16 protein-coding genes are annotated in these 15,255 nt (G+C 72.6%); 8 read left to right on the top strand and 8 right to left on the bottom strand.

Annotated features, from left to right (window positions below; all coding sequences use genetic code 11):
* Positions 1–11 precede the first annotated feature (11 nt).
* Entirely contained in the window at positions 12–275 is a 264-nt protein-coding gene (locus ACGFRF_RS04205) for a hypothetical protein (protein WP_393737019.1), read from the bottom strand.
* A 296-nt stretch (positions 276–571) separates the two neighbouring features.
* Between ACGFRF_RS04205 and ACGFRF_RS04200 the strand changes: the two genes are divergently transcribed.
* Positions 572–1,483: a Gfo/Idh/MocA family protein gene (locus ACGFRF_RS04200; protein ID WP_393737017.1), complete on the top strand. Its 912-nt coding sequence runs from the start codon at positions 572–574 to the stop codon at positions 1,481–1,483.
* Here ACGFRF_RS04200 and lnt read toward each other — a convergent pair.
* Both lnt and ACGFRF_RS04190 read right to left on the bottom strand, forming a co-directional pair.
* Positions 1,401–2,975, bottom strand: a complete 1,575-nt coding sequence (lnt, locus tag ACGFRF_RS04195; protein ID WP_393737015.1) for an apolipoprotein N-acyltransferase — start codon at positions 2,973–2,975, stop codon at positions 1,401–1,403. The genes ACGFRF_RS04200 and lnt overlap by 83 nt on opposite strands.
* Before the next feature lie 152 nt (positions 2,976–3,127).
* Positions 3,128–3,604: a nuclear transport factor 2 family protein gene (locus ACGFRF_RS04190; protein WP_393737013.1), complete on the bottom strand. Its 477-nt coding sequence runs from the start codon at positions 3,602–3,604 to the stop codon at positions 3,128–3,130.
* A gap of 91 nt (positions 3,605–3,695) precedes the next feature.
* Here ACGFRF_RS04190 and ACGFRF_RS04185 point away from each other — a divergent pair, with 91 nt between their 5' ends.
* Complete coding sequence (locus ACGFRF_RS04185) at positions 3,696–4,307, top strand: DUF4291 domain-containing protein (RefSeq protein WP_393737011.1); 612 nt, start codon at positions 3,696–3,698, stop codon at positions 4,305–4,307.
* A 40-nt stretch (positions 4,308–4,347) separates the two neighbouring features.
* Here ACGFRF_RS04185 and ACGFRF_RS04180 read toward each other — a convergent pair whose 3' ends face one another.
* Both ACGFRF_RS04180 and ACGFRF_RS04175 read right to left on the bottom strand, forming a co-directional pair.
* A complete protein-coding gene (locus ACGFRF_RS04180; protein WP_393737009.1) occupies positions 4,348–4,527 on the bottom strand; it encodes a hypothetical protein in 180 nt (59 codons plus the stop codon).
* A gap of 393 nt (positions 4,528–4,920) precedes the next feature.
* The gene (locus ACGFRF_RS04175; protein ID WP_393737007.1) at positions 4,921–5,796 is read right to left on the bottom strand and encodes an undecaprenyl-diphosphate phosphatase; all 876 of its coding nucleotides are present in this window, start codon (positions 5,794–5,796) and stop codon (positions 4,921–4,923) included.
* A 225-nt stretch (positions 5,797–6,021) separates the two neighbouring features.
* Between ACGFRF_RS04175 and ACGFRF_RS04170 the strand changes: the two genes are divergently transcribed.
* From ACGFRF_RS04170 to ACGFRF_RS04160, 3 genes are read left to right on the top strand one after another with little or no spacing between them, the layout of a single operon-like run.
* On the top strand, positions 6,022–7,185 hold the full coding sequence (locus ACGFRF_RS04170; RefSeq protein ID WP_393737005.1) for a Gfo/Idh/MocA family protein: 1,164 nt from the start codon (positions 6,022–6,024) through the stop codon (positions 7,183–7,185).
* Positions 7,182–8,120 (top strand): PmoA family protein, encoded by a 939-nt coding sequence (locus ACGFRF_RS04165; RefSeq protein ID WP_393737003.1) that lies wholly within the window; start codon positions 7,182–7,184, stop codon positions 8,118–8,120. Before ACGFRF_RS04170 ends, ACGFRF_RS04165 begins: the two co-directional genes overlap by 4 nt.
* Positions 8,114–8,836, top strand: a complete 723-nt coding sequence (locus ACGFRF_RS04160; RefSeq protein WP_393737001.1) for a cupin — start codon at positions 8,114–8,116, stop codon at positions 8,834–8,836. The genes ACGFRF_RS04165 and ACGFRF_RS04160 overlap by 7 nt, the downstream gene beginning before the upstream one ends.
* 10 nt (positions 8,837–8,846) lie before the next feature.
* Here ACGFRF_RS04160 and ACGFRF_RS04155 read toward each other — a convergent pair whose 3' ends face one another.
* Positions 8,847–9,317 (bottom strand): winged helix-turn-helix transcriptional regulator, encoded by a 471-nt coding sequence (locus ACGFRF_RS04155; RefSeq protein WP_393736999.1) that lies wholly within the window; start codon positions 9,315–9,317, stop codon positions 8,847–8,849.
* 150 nt (positions 9,318–9,467) lie between these two features.
* Here ACGFRF_RS04155 and ACGFRF_RS04150 point away from each other — a divergent pair, with 150 nt between their 5' ends.
* Entirely contained in the window at positions 9,468–10,637 is a 1,170-nt protein-coding gene (locus tag ACGFRF_RS04150) for a thiolase family protein (RefSeq protein WP_393736997.1), read from the top strand.
* 15 nt (positions 10,638–10,652) lie between these two features.
* Here the strand turns inward: ACGFRF_RS04150 and ACGFRF_RS04145 are convergent, their stop codons facing one another.
* Together ACGFRF_RS04145 and ACGFRF_RS04140 are read right to left on the bottom strand one after the other, a co-directional pair.
* A complete protein-coding gene (locus ACGFRF_RS04145) occupies positions 10,653–11,420 on the bottom strand; it encodes a TVP38/TMEM64 family protein (protein ID WP_393736995.1) in 768 nt (255 codons plus the stop codon).
* Positions 11,421–11,554: 134 nt separating this feature from the next.
* A complete protein-coding gene (locus tag ACGFRF_RS04140; protein ID WP_393736993.1) occupies positions 11,555–12,706 on the bottom strand; it encodes a glutathione-independent formaldehyde dehydrogenase in 1,152 nt (383 codons plus the stop codon).
* Positions 12,707–13,007: 301 nt separating this feature from the next.
* On the opposite strand from ACGFRF_RS04140, the gene ACGFRF_RS04135 reads away from it, so the two are divergent.
* Together ACGFRF_RS04135 and tuf are read left to right on the top strand one after the other, a co-directional pair.
* Positions 13,008–13,730 carry a DNA alkylation repair protein gene (locus ACGFRF_RS04135; protein WP_393736991.1) on the top strand — a complete coding sequence of 241 codons (723 nt, stop codon included), beginning with the start codon at positions 13,008–13,010 and terminating at the stop codon, positions 13,728–13,730.
* A gap of 259 nt (positions 13,731–13,989) precedes the next feature.
* Positions 13,990–15,162: an elongation factor Tu gene (gene tuf, locus ACGFRF_RS04130; protein WP_393736989.1), complete on the top strand. Its 1,173-nt coding sequence runs from the start codon at positions 13,990–13,992 to the stop codon at positions 15,160–15,162.
* Positions 15,163–15,255: the final 93 nt, after the last annotated feature.

Below are 15,255 nucleotides of genomic sequence, written 5' to 3'. Positions count from 1 at the left end.
ACCAGGGGTTTTCAGCGGCCCAGCATCCCCGCCGGCAGCTCCCGCAGCCCCGTCCGGATCTCCTGCGGACCCGGCACGTCGGCGCCGAAGGAACCGGCCGCGCACGAGAACATCAACCCGTCCGTCCAGGCCACCAGGGACAGCACGTGCCGGTGCGGGTCGGGCGAGCCCACGGCGGTGAGCATCGCGGCCGGCTGTTGCTCGAAGACCGCGCCGGCCCGGTCGCAGCAGGCCCGCAGCTCCGGGCGGCGGGTGGCCTCCAGGGCCGTTCGCAACGGGCGATCAGCGGCGCCCGGTTGCGGGTCAGGGAGCGGTGCACCGCGAGGGCCGGCCCCTCGGTCAGCGCGTCCAGACCGCCGCTCGGCTCCGGCATCTCCTCCAGTGCCGGCACCCCCGCCTCCCGTTCGGCGTGCCGCCGCACCGCCGTCGTCGCCGTACGCGACACCGCGGTCGCCGCCCTGTCGAAGGCCGCGCCCGCGCTCTTCCCGCGCGGCTTCGACGGCATCGCCGACTGGCGGCCCCCGTATGCTTCCGGCAAGGAACATGACAGGCCAGCGGTAGGGGAGAGCACGTGAAGGTCGGCTGCATCGGGCTCGGGGACATCGCGCAGAAGGCCTATCTGCCGGTGCTGGGCACGCAGCCGGGGATCGACCTGCACCTGCAGACCCGCACCCCCGCGACCCTCCACCGGGTCGCCGACACCCTGCACCTGCCGGAGGAACGGCGGCACACGAGCCTGGACTCCCTGCTCGCCGCCGGCCTCGACGCGGCGTTCGTGCACGCGCCCACCGCCGTACACCCCGAGATCGTCACCCGGCTGCTGGAGGCGGGCGTACCCACGTACGTGGACAAGCCGCTCGCCTACGAACTCGCCGACTCCGAGCGGCTGGTGGGCCTCGCCGAACAGCGCGGCGTCTCCCTGTTCGTCGGCTTCAACCGGCGCTACGCCCCGGGGTACACGCAATGCCTGGAGCACCCGCGCGAGCTGATCCTCATGCAGAAGAACCGGGTCGGGCTGCCGGAGAAACCGCGCTCGATGATCCTGGACGACTTCATCCATGTCGTCGACACCCTGCGGTTCCTGGCGCCCGGCCCGGTCGACGACGTCACCGTGCGCGCCCGCGTCCAGGACGGGCTGCTCCACCACGTCGTGCTCCAGCTCGGCGGGGACGGCTTCACCGCGCTCGGTGTGATGAACCGGCTCAGCGGCTCGGCGGAGGAGATCCTCGAGGTCTCGGGACAGGACACCAAGCGCCAGGTCCTCAACCTCGCCGAGGTCATCGACCACAAGGGGCAGCCGACCGTGCGCCGGCGCGGTGACTGGGTGCCGGTGGCCCGGCAGCGCGGTATCGAGCAGGCCGTCCTGGCGTTCCTCGACGCCGTCCGCGCCGGCAAGGTGCTCAGCGCCCGGGACGCGCTGGCGACTCATGACCTGTGCGAGCGGGTGGTACGAGCGGTTCGGAACCGCTCCGGCGCAGCCTGAGCGCCCGCGCCCCCTCGGTCGCGCACAGCGCGGCCAGCACCAGCAACGCGCCGTGCACCGGCCAGTCGCCGTAGCGGACGTACGGCGTGACACCGTGCGCGAGCGGTACGTCGTACAGACGGGCGGTGCTCGCCTCGGTGCCGAGCCAGGGGCCGAGGCGCTCACCGCCCGGGCCGTACACGGCCGAGACGCCGGTGAGGGTGGCGTGCACCATCGGGCGGCCGGTCTCGGCGGCGCGCAGCGCGGCCAGCGAAGCGTGCTGCTCCGGGGCCCAACTGCTCTGGAAGGACGACGTGGAGGACTGGCCGAGGAGGACGTCCGCGCCGTCCTCGGCGAGATGGCGGCTCATGTCCGGGAACGCGGTCTCGAAGCACACCAGCGGGCCGATCCGCAGCCCGTGGCCGACGTTCATCACGACCTGCTCGTTGCCGCGCCTGCGGTCCTCGCCCGCCGCCTTGCCCACCGAGGTGGCCCAGCCGAGCAGCGAACGGGCGGGGACGTACTCGCCGAAGGGGACGAGGCGCATCTTGTCGTAGCGGTCGCCGGTCGGGCCGTCCGGGCCGATCAGCACCGAACTCTTGTAGATGCCGGGCCGGTCGGAGCGGCGGGCGTCCACGTTCACCAGCACGTCCGCGCCGGTCGCGCGGGACAGCGCGGCGACCCGCCGGGCCAGGTCGGGCCGGTCGTCCAGGTCGAAGCCGACGCTGGACTCGCCCCACACGACCAGGTCGACGCCCTGTCCGGCGAGCCGCCGGGTCAGCCGTTCCTCACGCTCGAAGCGCTTCTCGCCGCTGTCCTGCCCGGCCACGACCCCGGGCTGGACGACCGCGATCCGCACCCGCTCGTCGACGTCGGGACGCGGCGCCCACGCCCACGCCGCCGAGGTCGCGGCCGCCGTGGCGACCACCCAGGCCACGGCCGGTACGCGCGACTCGCGCACGGATATCAGCACGGCCGCGGCCACGTTGAGGGCCACCACCAGGAAGCTGAGCAGCCACACCCCGCCGACGGAGGCCAGCCGCAGCGCCGGACCCACCTGCCACTGGCTGGCGCCCAGCATGCCCCACGGCCCGCCGAGCCCCTGCCAGGAGCGCACCAGCTCCACCGCCAGCCAGGCAGACGGCAGCACCAGCAGCGCGGCGGCGCCCCGGCCCGGTGCCGGCGCGCCGCCGAGGAACCGGCGCACCAGCCAGCCCCAGGGCGCCCAGAGCGCGCCCAGCAGGGCGGCTATCAGAAAGATGAACACGTGCAGGCTCGGCAGCAGCCAGTGGTGCACGGCCACCAGGAAGCCGAAGCCGCCGCACCAGCCGTCGTACGCCGCCCGCCGCCCGGTCGGCGCCGAGCGGGCCAGCAGGATCCAGGGGACCAGGGCGACGTACGCGAACCACCACAGGGATGGCGCCGGGAACGCGAGCACGGGCAGGGCGCCCGCGAGGGCGGCGGCGGCGGAGCGCCGCCCGGGGGAGGTGAGCCAGCGGTCGATCGTCCTCATGTGGACACTCCCTACCCAGCGCTGGTTCCAGTGTGCGCGCCGGAAGCGATCTCGCGCGCGTGGAACGGGACCCGTTGCGCCGTAGCACCCGGGGCGGGCGGTCCTCGGGCGGTCGCGGGCGCAGGTGGTTGGGCGGCTCCGCCGCACGTCCCCTAGGGGGCCGGCGTGGTCTCGGGCGGCAGGCGGCGCCACTTCTCGTGGACGACGACCTCGCGCAGCCGCCAGCCCTCGGGTGTGCGCAGCAGCGCGAAGTCGTAGCGGCCGCCGCACACCAGGTCCGGGGCGGTGGGGGCGCCGTCGCCCGTGAACCGCATCGGGTTGAGGTAGTCGGCCCGCACCCGGGCGGTGTCACCGGTGTCGTGGTCCAGGAGGCCGAACCGCACCCGGCGGTTGACGATCAGATGCTGCCGCATGGCGAACACCGCCAGGTTCTCGGCGAGCCATCCGGCGACCTGTCCCGCGTCGCCCTCGATGCCGCCGGCCGAACGGTAGTCGGCCCGCCCGCCCGCCGTGAACAGCTCCTGGTACACCGTCCAGTCACCGTCGTCCACCGCCACGGCGTACTCGGTGATCAGTTCGTCCACGGCCAGCCGGTCCATCACGGTCGCAAGCTCCGCACGCTGCGTCATCGGCACAGTGTTGGGCACGGCCGGCGCTGAGCCAAGAGGCACGCCCGATATTCGCTGGTGCGCGGCGTGTCCGACGCCCGAACCTGTTCGCGTGAACGAACAATCCATCGAAACCGAACCCAAGTTCCGTATCCGGGCCCGGCACACGGACTCCACGGTCACCGTCTACCAGGCCTACCGCCCGCAGATCGGCGGTCCGGCGGCCCGCACCGGACGCTTTCCGTCGGCCTGGAAGCGGGACCGGATGACCTGGATCAAACCGTCCTTCCTGTGGATGATGTACCGCTGCGGCTGGGGCACCAAGGAGGGCCAGGAGACCGTCCTCGCCGTCGAGATCGACCGTGCCGGTTTCGAGTGGGCCCTGCGGAACGCCTGCCTGTCGCACTACGTGCCGGACCTGCACGCGGACCAGGCGGCCTGGAAGCGGCAGTTGCGGCGGTCACCGGCCCGCGTGCAGTGGGACCCCGAGCGCGACCTGCACCACAACCCACTGCCCCACCGGTCGTTGCAGCTCGGCCTCGCCGGGGAGGCGGCGGCCCGGTACGCCGACGAGTGGATCGTCGGCATCGAGGACGTCACCCCGCTGGCCACGGAGATCCATGGCCTGGTGCGGGCGGGCGAACCGGCGCGGGCGAAGGGGCTGTTGCCCGAGGAACGGCCGTACCCGGTGGCGGACGAGGTGCTAGGGCACCTGCGGGCGTAAGGGCCACGCCCTCGAGAGGTCGGCCGGCCCGCCGTCGGCCTCAGGCCGCCTCGATGACCTGCCCGCGGATCGCCTCGGCCCACTCGACCACCAACAGCTCGTACTCCGCGCGCTCCTGGGCCGACAGGGTGCCGCCCGCACGCAGCCACAGCGCCCGGATCTGCTCGTTCAGTTCGGCGGCAGACCGCACGGAACCAGAGGGCATGTAATCGGGGGACATGCGGACAAGCCTAGGGGCAAGCTCTGACACTGCGCTACCGGATGGCTACACAGAACGTATGGGGTCGGTCACCGTCGAACCCTGGCCCGCTCGGGCGCGTGCCGCTGTCCACCCAGCCCAGAAGGCATATGCCGGTCGGGGCCGGGGAGCGGAAGAAGGCGGTCGGTGAGAGGGAGCACCGGCTCGGGAAGGCGCGTACGTCATCGACGGAGCCACGGAATCCGCAGGCCGCGGCGGCCTCGAAGGGGCCCGCGGGCAGGCTCGCGAGGGTCTCGTCGGGGTCGAACTCGCCGATGGCGCGGGAGATGTCCGAAACGGCGGCGGGGGGGGGGCGAGTCGCCGAAACCGTCGCAGCCGTCGGGGTGGCTGAGCAAGGCCTCCCTGCGGCCGGGGTCAGCTCGCCGATTCGGCCGCGTGCGGGCTCAGGACGCCCGCCGCCACCAGCGCGATGATGACGATGCCGAGGGCGATGCGGTACCAGACGAACGGCATGAAGCTCTTGTTGGAGATCCACTTCATGAACCACGCGATCACCGCGTATCCCGAGGCGAACGCGATCACCGTCGCGAAGAGGGTCGGGCCCCAGGCCACATGGCCCTCGCTGACCGAGTCCTTCACCTCGAAGGCGCCCGAGGCGAGCACCGCCGGGATGGCCAGCAGGAAGGAGTAACGGGCCGCGGCCTCGCGCCGGTAGCCCATGAACAGGCCGCCGCTGATGGTCGCGCCGGAGCGGGAGACACCGGGGATGAGGGCGCAGGCCTGGCACAGGCCGAAGATCAGACCGTCCTTGACACCCAGGTCCTCCAGGGTCTTGCGCTGCTTGGGCGCCCGGTGCCGGCCGCCCGTCTCGTCACGCGCCGCCAGCCGGTCGGCGATGCCGATGACCACGCCGACGACGATGAGCATGGTGGCGGTGATCCGCAGATCGCGGAACGGGCCCTCGATCTGGTCCTTGAGCGTCAGGCCCAGCACCCCGATCGGGATCGAGCCGACGATGACCAGCCAGCCCATCTGCGCGTCGTGGTCGTGTCGCATCGCCTTGCTGAACAGCGAGCGGAACCAGGCGGAGACGATCCGGCCGATGTCCTTGCGGAAGTAGATCAGGACGGCGGTCTCCGTGCCGATCTGCGTGATCGCCGTGAAGGCGGCCCCGGGGTCCTTCCAGCCGGAGAACGCCGCGGTCAGCCGCAGATGCGCGCTGGAGGAGACGGGCAGGAACTCGGTCAGCCCCTGGACGAGTCCGAGGACGAGGGATTCAAACCAAGACATGGAGGTACGGCGTCCAAGCGCTGAGGGGAGAAGTGGTGATCATGTGACGAAGGCAGCGTAGCGGGCCCGGTCGACGGCGAGGGCACAGGGGTTGACGGCCCACCGGGTTCCCGGTGTTGACCGGTCCCGGCCCCGCCGCTTACGTTGCAGCGCAGGAGAAAGCGCTTGCTGAACCGCTGGGTCGGCCTGCGCGCCCGCCGTCCCGGAGGAGTGCTGAACCCACCCATGCCCCGCTCGCCCCACTCCCCGCGCCCCGCGGCCCCGTTCACCGGCCGGCGCATCCGGGTCGCCGTCGTCGGCACCGGTGCCATCGCGCGCGGCTCCCACCTGCCCGCACTGGCCGAGCTCGCGCGGGAGGGCGAGACGGAGGTCGTCGCCGCCGTCGACATCGACCGGGACGCCGTCGAGGCGTTCCGTGCCGAGGCCGGCATCCCGCACGCCTACACCGACCTCGACGGGATGCTGGTCGAGCAGCGGCCCGACCTGGTCACCATCTGCACCCCGCCCACTCTGCACCGCGCCCAGACGGTGGCCGCGCTCCGCGCCGGCGCCTGGGTGTGGTGCGAGAAGCCCCCGGTGCCCTCGCTGGCCGACTTCGACGCGATCGAGGCGGAGGAGGGCGACGGCGGCCCCTACGCGGCGATCGTCTTCCAGCACCGCTTCGGCTCCGGCGCCCGGCATGTGCGGCGGCTGCTCGCCGAAGGAGCCCTGGGGCAGCCGCTGGTGGCGCACTGTCAGACCACCTGGTACCGGGACACCGCCTACTACGCCGTGCCCTGGCGGGGCCGCTGGCACACCGAGGGCGGCGGCCCGGCCATGGGGCACGGCATCCACCAGATGGACCTGCTGCTGGATCTGCTCGGGCCCTGGAGCGAGGTACGGGCCATGGCCGGCCGGCTGGTGCACGACGTGGAGACCGAGGACGTCTCCACCGCGCTGGTCCGCTTCGCGAACGGAGCCCTCGCCACCGTCGTCAACAGCGTGCTGAGCCCTGACGAGGTCAGCCGCATCCGGATCGACTGCGCACGCGCCACCGTCGAACTGACCCACCTCTACGGTCACACGAACGACAACTGGCGCATCACCCCGGCCCCGGACGTGCCGGCCGGACAAGCGGCCGCCTGGCAGGACTTCGGCCCGGACGTGCCCAGCTCCCACCTGGCGCAACTGCGCGAGCTGGTCGCGAGCATGCGGGCGGGCGAGCGGCCGCGCAGCAGCGGCGCGGACGGGCGCACCAGCCTGGAGCTGATCACCGCGCTGTACCGGTCGGCCTTCACCGACACGACCGTCCGCGCCGGTGAGATCGGGCCGGGCGACCCGTACTACACCGCCCTGCACGGGGACGCGCCCGGCTGGGCGCCCGTGACCGCCGAGGAGGTCCCGGCGTGAGCGGGGGCGTCGACGGCCTGCGTCTCGTGCACGCCCACGGGGACCGGATCACCGTGACCGAACCGGCGTGCGGCGTCGAGCTGTTCGCCTACGTCTACCGGGCCGGGACCGCCTGGGAGGCACCCAGGCCCTACCTGCACCCGGTACGCACCCTCGCCGGCGGCGTCGTCACCGGCTACCGCCCCCACGACCACCGCTGGCACAAGGGCCTGTCCCTCACCGCCTCGCACCTGTCCGGGGCGAACCTGTGGGGCGGCAACACCTATGTGCACGGGCAGGGGTATCTCGAACTCCCCGAGCGGGTCGGCTCGATGCGGCACGCCGGCTTCGACGAGGTCACCGCGGCCGACGGCCGTGCGGTGATCGCCGAGCGGCTGACCTGGCACCCGTACGACGGTGAGCTCTGGGCCGAGGAGGAGCGGCGGATCGAGGTCCACGACGTCGAACCGGACTCCGGCTCCTGGGCGCTCACCTGGACCAGCGCCATCACCAACCGGCGTGCGCAGCCGCTCCGCTTCGGCAGCCCGACCACCGCCGGGCGCGAACTCGCGGGCTACACCGGCCTGTTCTGGCGCGGACCGCGCGCCTTCCGGGACGGGCGGATCACCGGGCCCGAGGGGGAGGGGCCCGGGCTGATGGGGGCGCAGGCGCCCTGGCTGGCGTACTCCGGCGAGCACGACGGCACCGACGGCCACGCCACCCTCGTCTTCGCGCACGCCCCGGAGAACGACCACTCCGGTGCCGGCGGAACCCACCCGGCCCACTGGTTCGTCCGCAACGAGCCGTTCGCCGCCGTCGCCCCCTCCTGGGCCTTCTTCCGCGAGCTCGAACTCGTCCCCGGCGACACGCTCCGCCGCCGCTACCGGGTCGTCGTGGCGGACGGAGCCTGGCAGCGGGAGGACATCGTCAGGTACCTGGAGACGCATCCGTGGTGAGCGCCGGGGGGTTCCCGGGACTGCCGGGCGGGGTCGCCGTCTCGCGGCTGTGCGTGTACGACTGGCCCGCCGCCGACGGGGTCCGCGGCGGTACTCCCCATGTGCACCTGGCCTGCTCGGAGGCGTATGTCGTCACCGGCGGCCGAGGCGCGGTGCAGACGCTCACCGCGTCCGGGTACGCGGTCACCCCGCTCGCGCCCGGCACCGTCGCCTGGTTCACGCCGGGCACCATCCACCGGCTGGTGAACGAGGACGGCCTGCGCCTCACCGTCCTCATGCAGAACAGCGGGCTGCCCGAGGCCGGGGACGCGGTGCTCACGCTCCCGCCCGAGTACCTGGCCGACCCGGAGGCGTACGCCGCCGCGACCGCCGTTCCGGCCGCCGCGCCGGAAGCGGAACGGGAGCGGATCGCCCGCGCCCGCCGCGATCTCGCCCTGGAGGGCTACCGTGCGCTGCGCGCCGCCTCCGGCCCGGAGGCGCTGGCCGCCTTCCACCGGGCCGCCGCCGCGCTCGTCCGGCCCCGCATCGCCGAGTGGCGGGAACGCTGGCGGCGTGGGGCGCTCGCGGCGGCCGAGGCCACCGGACGGCAGCTGGACCGGCTCGCGGCGGGCGACGCGGCCCATCTCGCCGAGGCCGCCGTACAGGCCGAGCGGCCCGTCGAGGAGGGGCGGTTCGGGATGTGCGGGCGGCTCGACGTGTACCGGCAGGGGCAGTAACAGGCTCTCGTCAGGCCGCCGTCGGTCCCGAGACGGTCCAGCCCGGGGCCTGGGGACGGGCCGTCAGGTCCTCATGGCGCACCGGATCGCCGCAGGCCTGGCAGGTGACCACCGGCACCAGTTCGTTGCCGCACACGTGCTCGACGGACATGGGCAGGTCGGCGCCCTTGCGGACGTGGCGGTCGCCCCACTCCTTGAGGGTCATCAGGACCGGCTCCAGCTCCAGGCCCGCCTGGGTGGGCCGGTACTCGAAGCGCTGCGGGCGCTCGCTGTAGACCCGCTTGGTGAGGATCCCCGCGTCCACGAGCCGGCGCAGCCGGGCGGCCAGGATGTCGCGCGGGGCGCCGATGTTGCGCACCAGCTGGTCGAAGCGGCCGTTGCCCAGGCATACCTCGCGCAGGACGAGCAGGGAGTACTTCTCGCCCACCAGCGCGAGGGCGTCGGCGATCGAGCAGGGGCGCGGGTCCTTCGTGGCGGCCATGCGGCTCAGTTTAGAGGCCCGGGTCAGAGAACCGTCCAGCAGAGGGTTTGATTTTCCTACCCTCCGGGTTATGGTGAGTTCGGATTTCCTACTCACTGGTAGCTGCCGTAGCCCGCTACGGGTGGCCAGGCGGCCAAGGAGGCCCGCACCATGCGCGACGCAGTCATCGTCGAAGCCGTACGCACCCCCATCGGCAAGGGCAAGCCGAACGGCTCCCTCGCCCATGTCCACCCCGTGCAGCTCCTCGCGCACACCCTGCGCGGCCTGGTCGAGCGCTCCGGCGTCGACCCGGCGCTCATCGACGACGTCATCGGCGGCACCGTCGACCAGGTCGGCGAGCAGGCCATGAACACCACCCGGTACGCCGTCCTCGCCGCCGGCTTCCCCGAGACGGTCCCGGCGACCACCGTGGACCGCCAGTGCGGCTCCTCCCAGCAGGCCGTGCACTTCGCCGCGCAGGGTGTCATCTCGGGCGCGTACGACCTGGTCGTCGCGTGCGGTGTGGAGTCGATGAGCCGGGTCCCGATGTGGTCCAACGTGCCCGCGGGCAAGGACCCGTTCGGGCCGGGAGTCGCCGAGCGCTACCCGGAGGGTCTCGTCCCGCAGGGCATCAGCGCCGAGCTGATCGCCGCCAAGTGGTCCCTCACGCGCGCGCGGATGGACGAGTTCGCCGTCTCCTCGCACCACAAGGCCGCCGCCGCGTGGGAGGCCGGCCTGTTCGACGCCGAGGTGGCGCCCCTGGACGGCGTCGCCCGCGACGAGTGCGTACGGCCGGGCAGCACCCCGGAGATCCTCGCCGGCCTCAAGCCCGCCTACCACGACCCCGGCTTCGCCGAGCGCTTCCCGCAGATCGAGTGGAACGTCACCGCGGGCAACGCCAGCCCCATCAACGACGGTGCCTCCGCCGTCCTGATCACCTCCAGCGAGACCGCGGCCCGCCTCGGCCTGCGGCCGCTGGCCCGTCTGCACAGCTTCGCCGTCACCGGCTCCGACCCGCTGCTGATGCTCACCGGCGTGATCCCGGCGACGGAGAAGGTGCTGCGCAGGGCCGGTCTGGGCCTCGCCGACATGGATCTGTTCGAGGTCAACGAGGCCTTCTCCAGCGTGGTCCTCGCCTGGCAGCAGGAGACCGGCGCCGACCTCGCCAAGGTCAACGTGCACGGCGGCGCCATCGCCCTCGGTCACCCGCTCGGCGCCAGCGGCACCCGGCTGACCACCACCCTGGTCCACGCGATGCGCGAGCGGGGTGCCCGCTACGCCCTGCAGACCATGTGCGAGGCGGGCGGGCTGGCCAACGCGATGATCCTCGAAGGGGTCTGACCGGGTATCGGACGGTCAGCGGCCGCGCAGGTGGTGGCGCTTGCGCCAGGCCACCACGGTGCCCGCGAGCGCCGGCGCGGCGATGCAGGCCATGGCGATCAGGAAGGCGGGGGACGTCGGTGAGGAGGCGCGGGCGCCGGCGACCGCGTAGGCGGCCGTGTTCGGGATCGAGCCGAGCGCCGTGGCCAGCAGGAACGGCGGCCAGCCCATACGGGAGACGGCCGCGCAGTAGTTCGCCGCCCAGAACGGCACCCCGGGAAAGAGCCGGGCCGCCAGCATGGACCGGAACCCGTGCCGGCTGAGCTGACCGTCGGCCGCCTTCAGCCAGCGGCCCCGCAGCAGCGGGCGCAGCGCGTCCTGACCGAGGACGCGGCCCAGCCCGAAGGCGAGCCCGGCCCCGAGCACCGTGCCCGCCAGTGCCGTCGCCAGCCCCAGCTGCGAGCCGAACAGCGCGCCCGCCGCCAGGTTCAGCAGGGGGCGCGGCACGAACGCCACGGTGCACAGCCCGTACGTCAGCGCGAACACGGCGGCCGCCGCGGCCCCGCCGAGCTGCGGCGGCCATCCGTGCGTCAGCAGCCGCTGCGGCTCGCACAGCAGCATGCCCGTGGCGCCGCCCGCGAGCAGGGCGAACAACAGCGACAGCCGGGCGTACGGGGACAGCAGCACGCGCGTGCAGCGGGCGGCCGGTCCCACACGGGGCACGGGCGGTACGGGAACGGCGAAATCCGTGGCGGCGGCCTGGGGAGAGGCCGTGGCGGTGCCAGAGCGGTTGGCATCGAGCATCCGGTGACATTAACCGACGAACGTGTGTGATCGCCGTCAAGTGTGTCCCGTCACCGTCACAGCAGGGCCACGGGCCTGCGGGGAAGGCAGGTGGGCGGGGAAGGTCCGGGCACCCGTGGTGCCCGGACCGTGCCTCACGCGGCGAGCGCGTGACCGGGGTGCAGGACGACCTTGGTGTAGCCCTCGATTCGCTTGTCGAACTTCTCGTACGCCTGCGGCGCCTGGTCCAGCGGCAACTCGTGGGAGACCACGAAGCTGGGCTTGGCCCGCCCGGCGATGATCATGTCGCGCAACTGGCGGTTGTACCGCTTGACGTTGCACTGACCGGTGCCCATCTGCTGGCCTTTCTCGAACATCCTGCCGATGGAGACCAGCAGCTGGCCGTGCTTGGCGTGCTCGTCGGGGCCGCCGGGGTCCGAGGGCACGTACAGACCCGGCACGCCGAGCATGCCGGTCGGACGCACCGTCTCGACCAGCTCGTTGAGGACGATGGCGGGTTCCTCGTGGCTGGCGTCGTGTGCCTGGGCCTGGTAGCCGACGGCGTCCACGCCCTTGTCGGTTCCCTCACCTCCGGTCTGTTCCTTGATCTGCGCTGCCGGGTCGCCCTTGGTGAAGTCGATGGGGATGGCTCCGATCTCCTCCGCCTTGGCGAGCCGCTCGGGCACGCGGTCCACGGAGAAGACCTTCGCCGCACCGCGCAGCAGTGCGGAGTAGGCGGCCATCAGCCCCACCGGTCCGGCACCGTAGACGGCCACGGACTCACCGGGGGACACCTGGGCGAGTTCGCAACCGTGGTAGCCGGTCGGGAAGATGTCGGCGAGCAGCACGAAGTCGGTCTCGAACTCCTCGCCCGGCGGCAGTTTGAGGCAGTTGAAGTCGGCGTAGGGCACCCGCAGCCGTTCGGCCTGCCCCCCGATGAACGGACCCATCGCCACATAGCCGTAGGCTCCGCCGGCGAATCCCGGGTTGACCGTCAGGCAGAAGCCGGTCTTGCCGGCGAGACAGTTCTTGCAGAAACCGCAGGCGACGTTGAAAGGCATCACGACGCGGTCCCCCTCGGACAGGGAGGTCACGCCGCTGCCGACCTCCTCGATGATGCCGAGGTTCTCGTGTCCGAAGACGATGCCCGACTCGGCCGCTGTGCGGCCCTCGTACATGTGCAGGTCCGAGCCGCATATCGCGGTCGACGTGACGCGTACGATCACATCGTTCGGGTGCTGGATCCCAGGATCCTCGACGTCCTTCACGGTCACACTGAAGGGCTCTTCATAGACGACGGCTTTCACGTCTGTCACCTCCGCGTCGAGCGCTGGACGACGGCGGCGAGGAGGCCGCACGCGCACAGGAAGGCGCGGGCCCTCGGGCTGTGCCGTGGCCCATGCGCCCGCTTCACCGCCGCTACTTCCAGGTAACGCCCGTGCAATAGGGGCTGCAACCCACGCCGGGAGAAGACGTCGCGCAGGGGCGCCCCGGTCATCCGTACGAACGTACATTCGGCCGCTGGACCACGAGGTCCCCCGTCTCGCAGCGGGTCGGTGGCCGGTCCGTCAGGCCCCGGAGATCCACCTCGCCGGTATGGTTCGTGGCATGACCGTCACAGGTGCGGCACCGCCGGACGTGCCGCCCAGCGCTCTCGCCGACACCGTGCTGGAACGGCTGACGGCCGTGTACGGGGCCGCCGCCGACCCCGGGCGGGCACCGGCGATGCGGGCCTATATGAAGGGCGTCGCGCCCTTCCTCGGCATCCCCACCCCGGCCCGCCGCGCCCTGTCGCGCACCGTGCAGGCCGGCACCCCGCGTCCCGACGAGGCCGACTGCACCGCGATCGCCCTGCGCTGCTGGGAACTGCCCGAACGCGAGTACCACTACTTCGCCGTCGACTGGCTGCGCCGGCACGCGGCCCGCTGCTCCTCGGGCTTCCTCCCGGTGGCCCGGCACCTGATCACCACCGTCTCCTGGTGGGACACCGTCGACCTGCTCGCCGTGCACGTCGTCGGAGCGCTGGTCGCCGCCGACCCGAAGCTCACCGCCGACATGGACGCGTGGGTCACCGACGGCGACCTGTGGGTGGCCCGCACGGCCCTGCTCCACCAGCTGACCTACAAGGGACGCACCGACGCCGACCGGCTGTTCGCCTACTGCCTGGTCCAGTCCGGGCACCCCGACTTCTTCGTCCGCAAGGCGATCGGCTGGGCCCTGCGCGAGTACGCCAAGACCGACCCCGAGGCCGTACGGACCTTCCTGGCGCGGGAGCGGGGCCGGTTCGCCCCGCTGACCGTCCGGGAGGCACTGAAGAACATCGGCGCCTGAACTCGCCCGCCCGGAAAAACCATTCGACGCCGGACAAACCGTCGGCGATGATCGACGCCATGTTCCGGTACGCCTTCCTCCTCGCAGCATCCGCCGTCGCGGATGCCCCGAAGGCTGCCGTCCCGATTCCCGTGGCCGCTGTCGACGGCGCCCGAAGCTGACCCTCTCCGGATCGTCCGGCGGACCCCGCAGGGGGAGGGTCGGCCGATACCCGGGGTCCCGCATTCCCGTACGACCGGAGAGGCTCCGAGGTACACCCATGTCCAAAACGGCCTACGTACGCACCAAGCCGCATCTGAACATCGGCACCATGGGTCACGTCGACCACGGCAAGACCACCCTGACCGCCGCCATCACCAAGGTGCTCGCCGAGCGCGGCACCGGCACGTTCGTCCCCTTCGACCGCATCGACCGCGCCCCGGAGGAGGCCGCCCGCGGCATCACCATCAACATCGCGCACGTCGAGTACGAGACCGACACCCGGCACTACGCCCACGTCGACATGCCCGGCCACGCCGACTACGTCAAGAACATGGTCACCGGCGCCGCGCAGCTCGACGGGGCGATCCTCGTCGTCTCCGCGCTCGACGGGATCATGCCGCAGACCGCCGAGCACGTGCTGCTCGCCCGGCAGGTCGGCGTCGACCACATCGTCGTCGCGCTGAACAAGGCCGACGGCACGGGGGACGAGGAACTGATCGACCTCGTCGAGCTGGAGGTCCGCGACCTGCTCACCGCGCACGGGTACCCCGGCGACGCCGTGCCCGTCGTCCGCGTCTCCGGGCTGAAGGCGCTCGAGGGCGACCCGCGCTGGACGGCGTCCGTCGAGGCGCTGCTCGACGCGGTGGACACGTACGTGCCGATGCCCGAGCGGTATCTGGACGCGCCGTTCCTGCTGCCGGTGGAGAACGTGCTCACCATCACCGGGCGGGGCACGGTCGTCACGGGTGCCGTGGAGCGGGGGAGACTCCGCCTGGGGGACCGGGTGTCGGTGCTCGGCGCGGACGTCGAGACCGTGGTCACCGGTCTCGAGACGTTCGGCAAGCCGATGGAGGAGGCGCAGGCCGGTGACAACGTGGCCGTGCTGCTGCGGGGCGTGCCGCGGGACGCGGTCCGGCGGGGACATGTCGTGGCGGCGCCGGGGAGCGTGGTGCCCGCCCGGCGGTTCTCCGCGCGTGTGTACGTGCTCTCGGCCCGGGAGGGCGGTCGTACCACACCGGTCACCACCGGGTACCGGCCGCAGTTCTACATCCGTACGGCTGACGTGGTCGGGGACATCGACCTCGGCGAGACGGCGGTGGCCCGGCCCGGGCAGACGGTCGAGATGACGGTCGAGCTGGGGCGGGAGGTGCCGTTGGAGCCCGGTCTCGGGTTCGCCGTCCGTGAGGGCGGCCGGACCGTGGGAGCGGGGACGGTGACCGCCGTGCGGTGAGGCTGCCGCACGTGGGGGACCGCGGGTCCGTCGTGGGTGCTCACGCCCAGGTGGCGGAGCGGCACACCGCCACGGACCCGCACCCCTTCGGGC

The organism is Streptomyces sp. NPDC048521 (assembly GCF_043199855.1).
Taxonomy (GTDB): Bacteria; Actinomycetota; Actinomycetes; order Streptomycetales; family Streptomycetaceae; genus Streptomyces.
The sequence above is the reverse complement of the archived record's forward strand: the minus strand, read 5'-3'. Positions and strand labels throughout refer to the sequence as shown.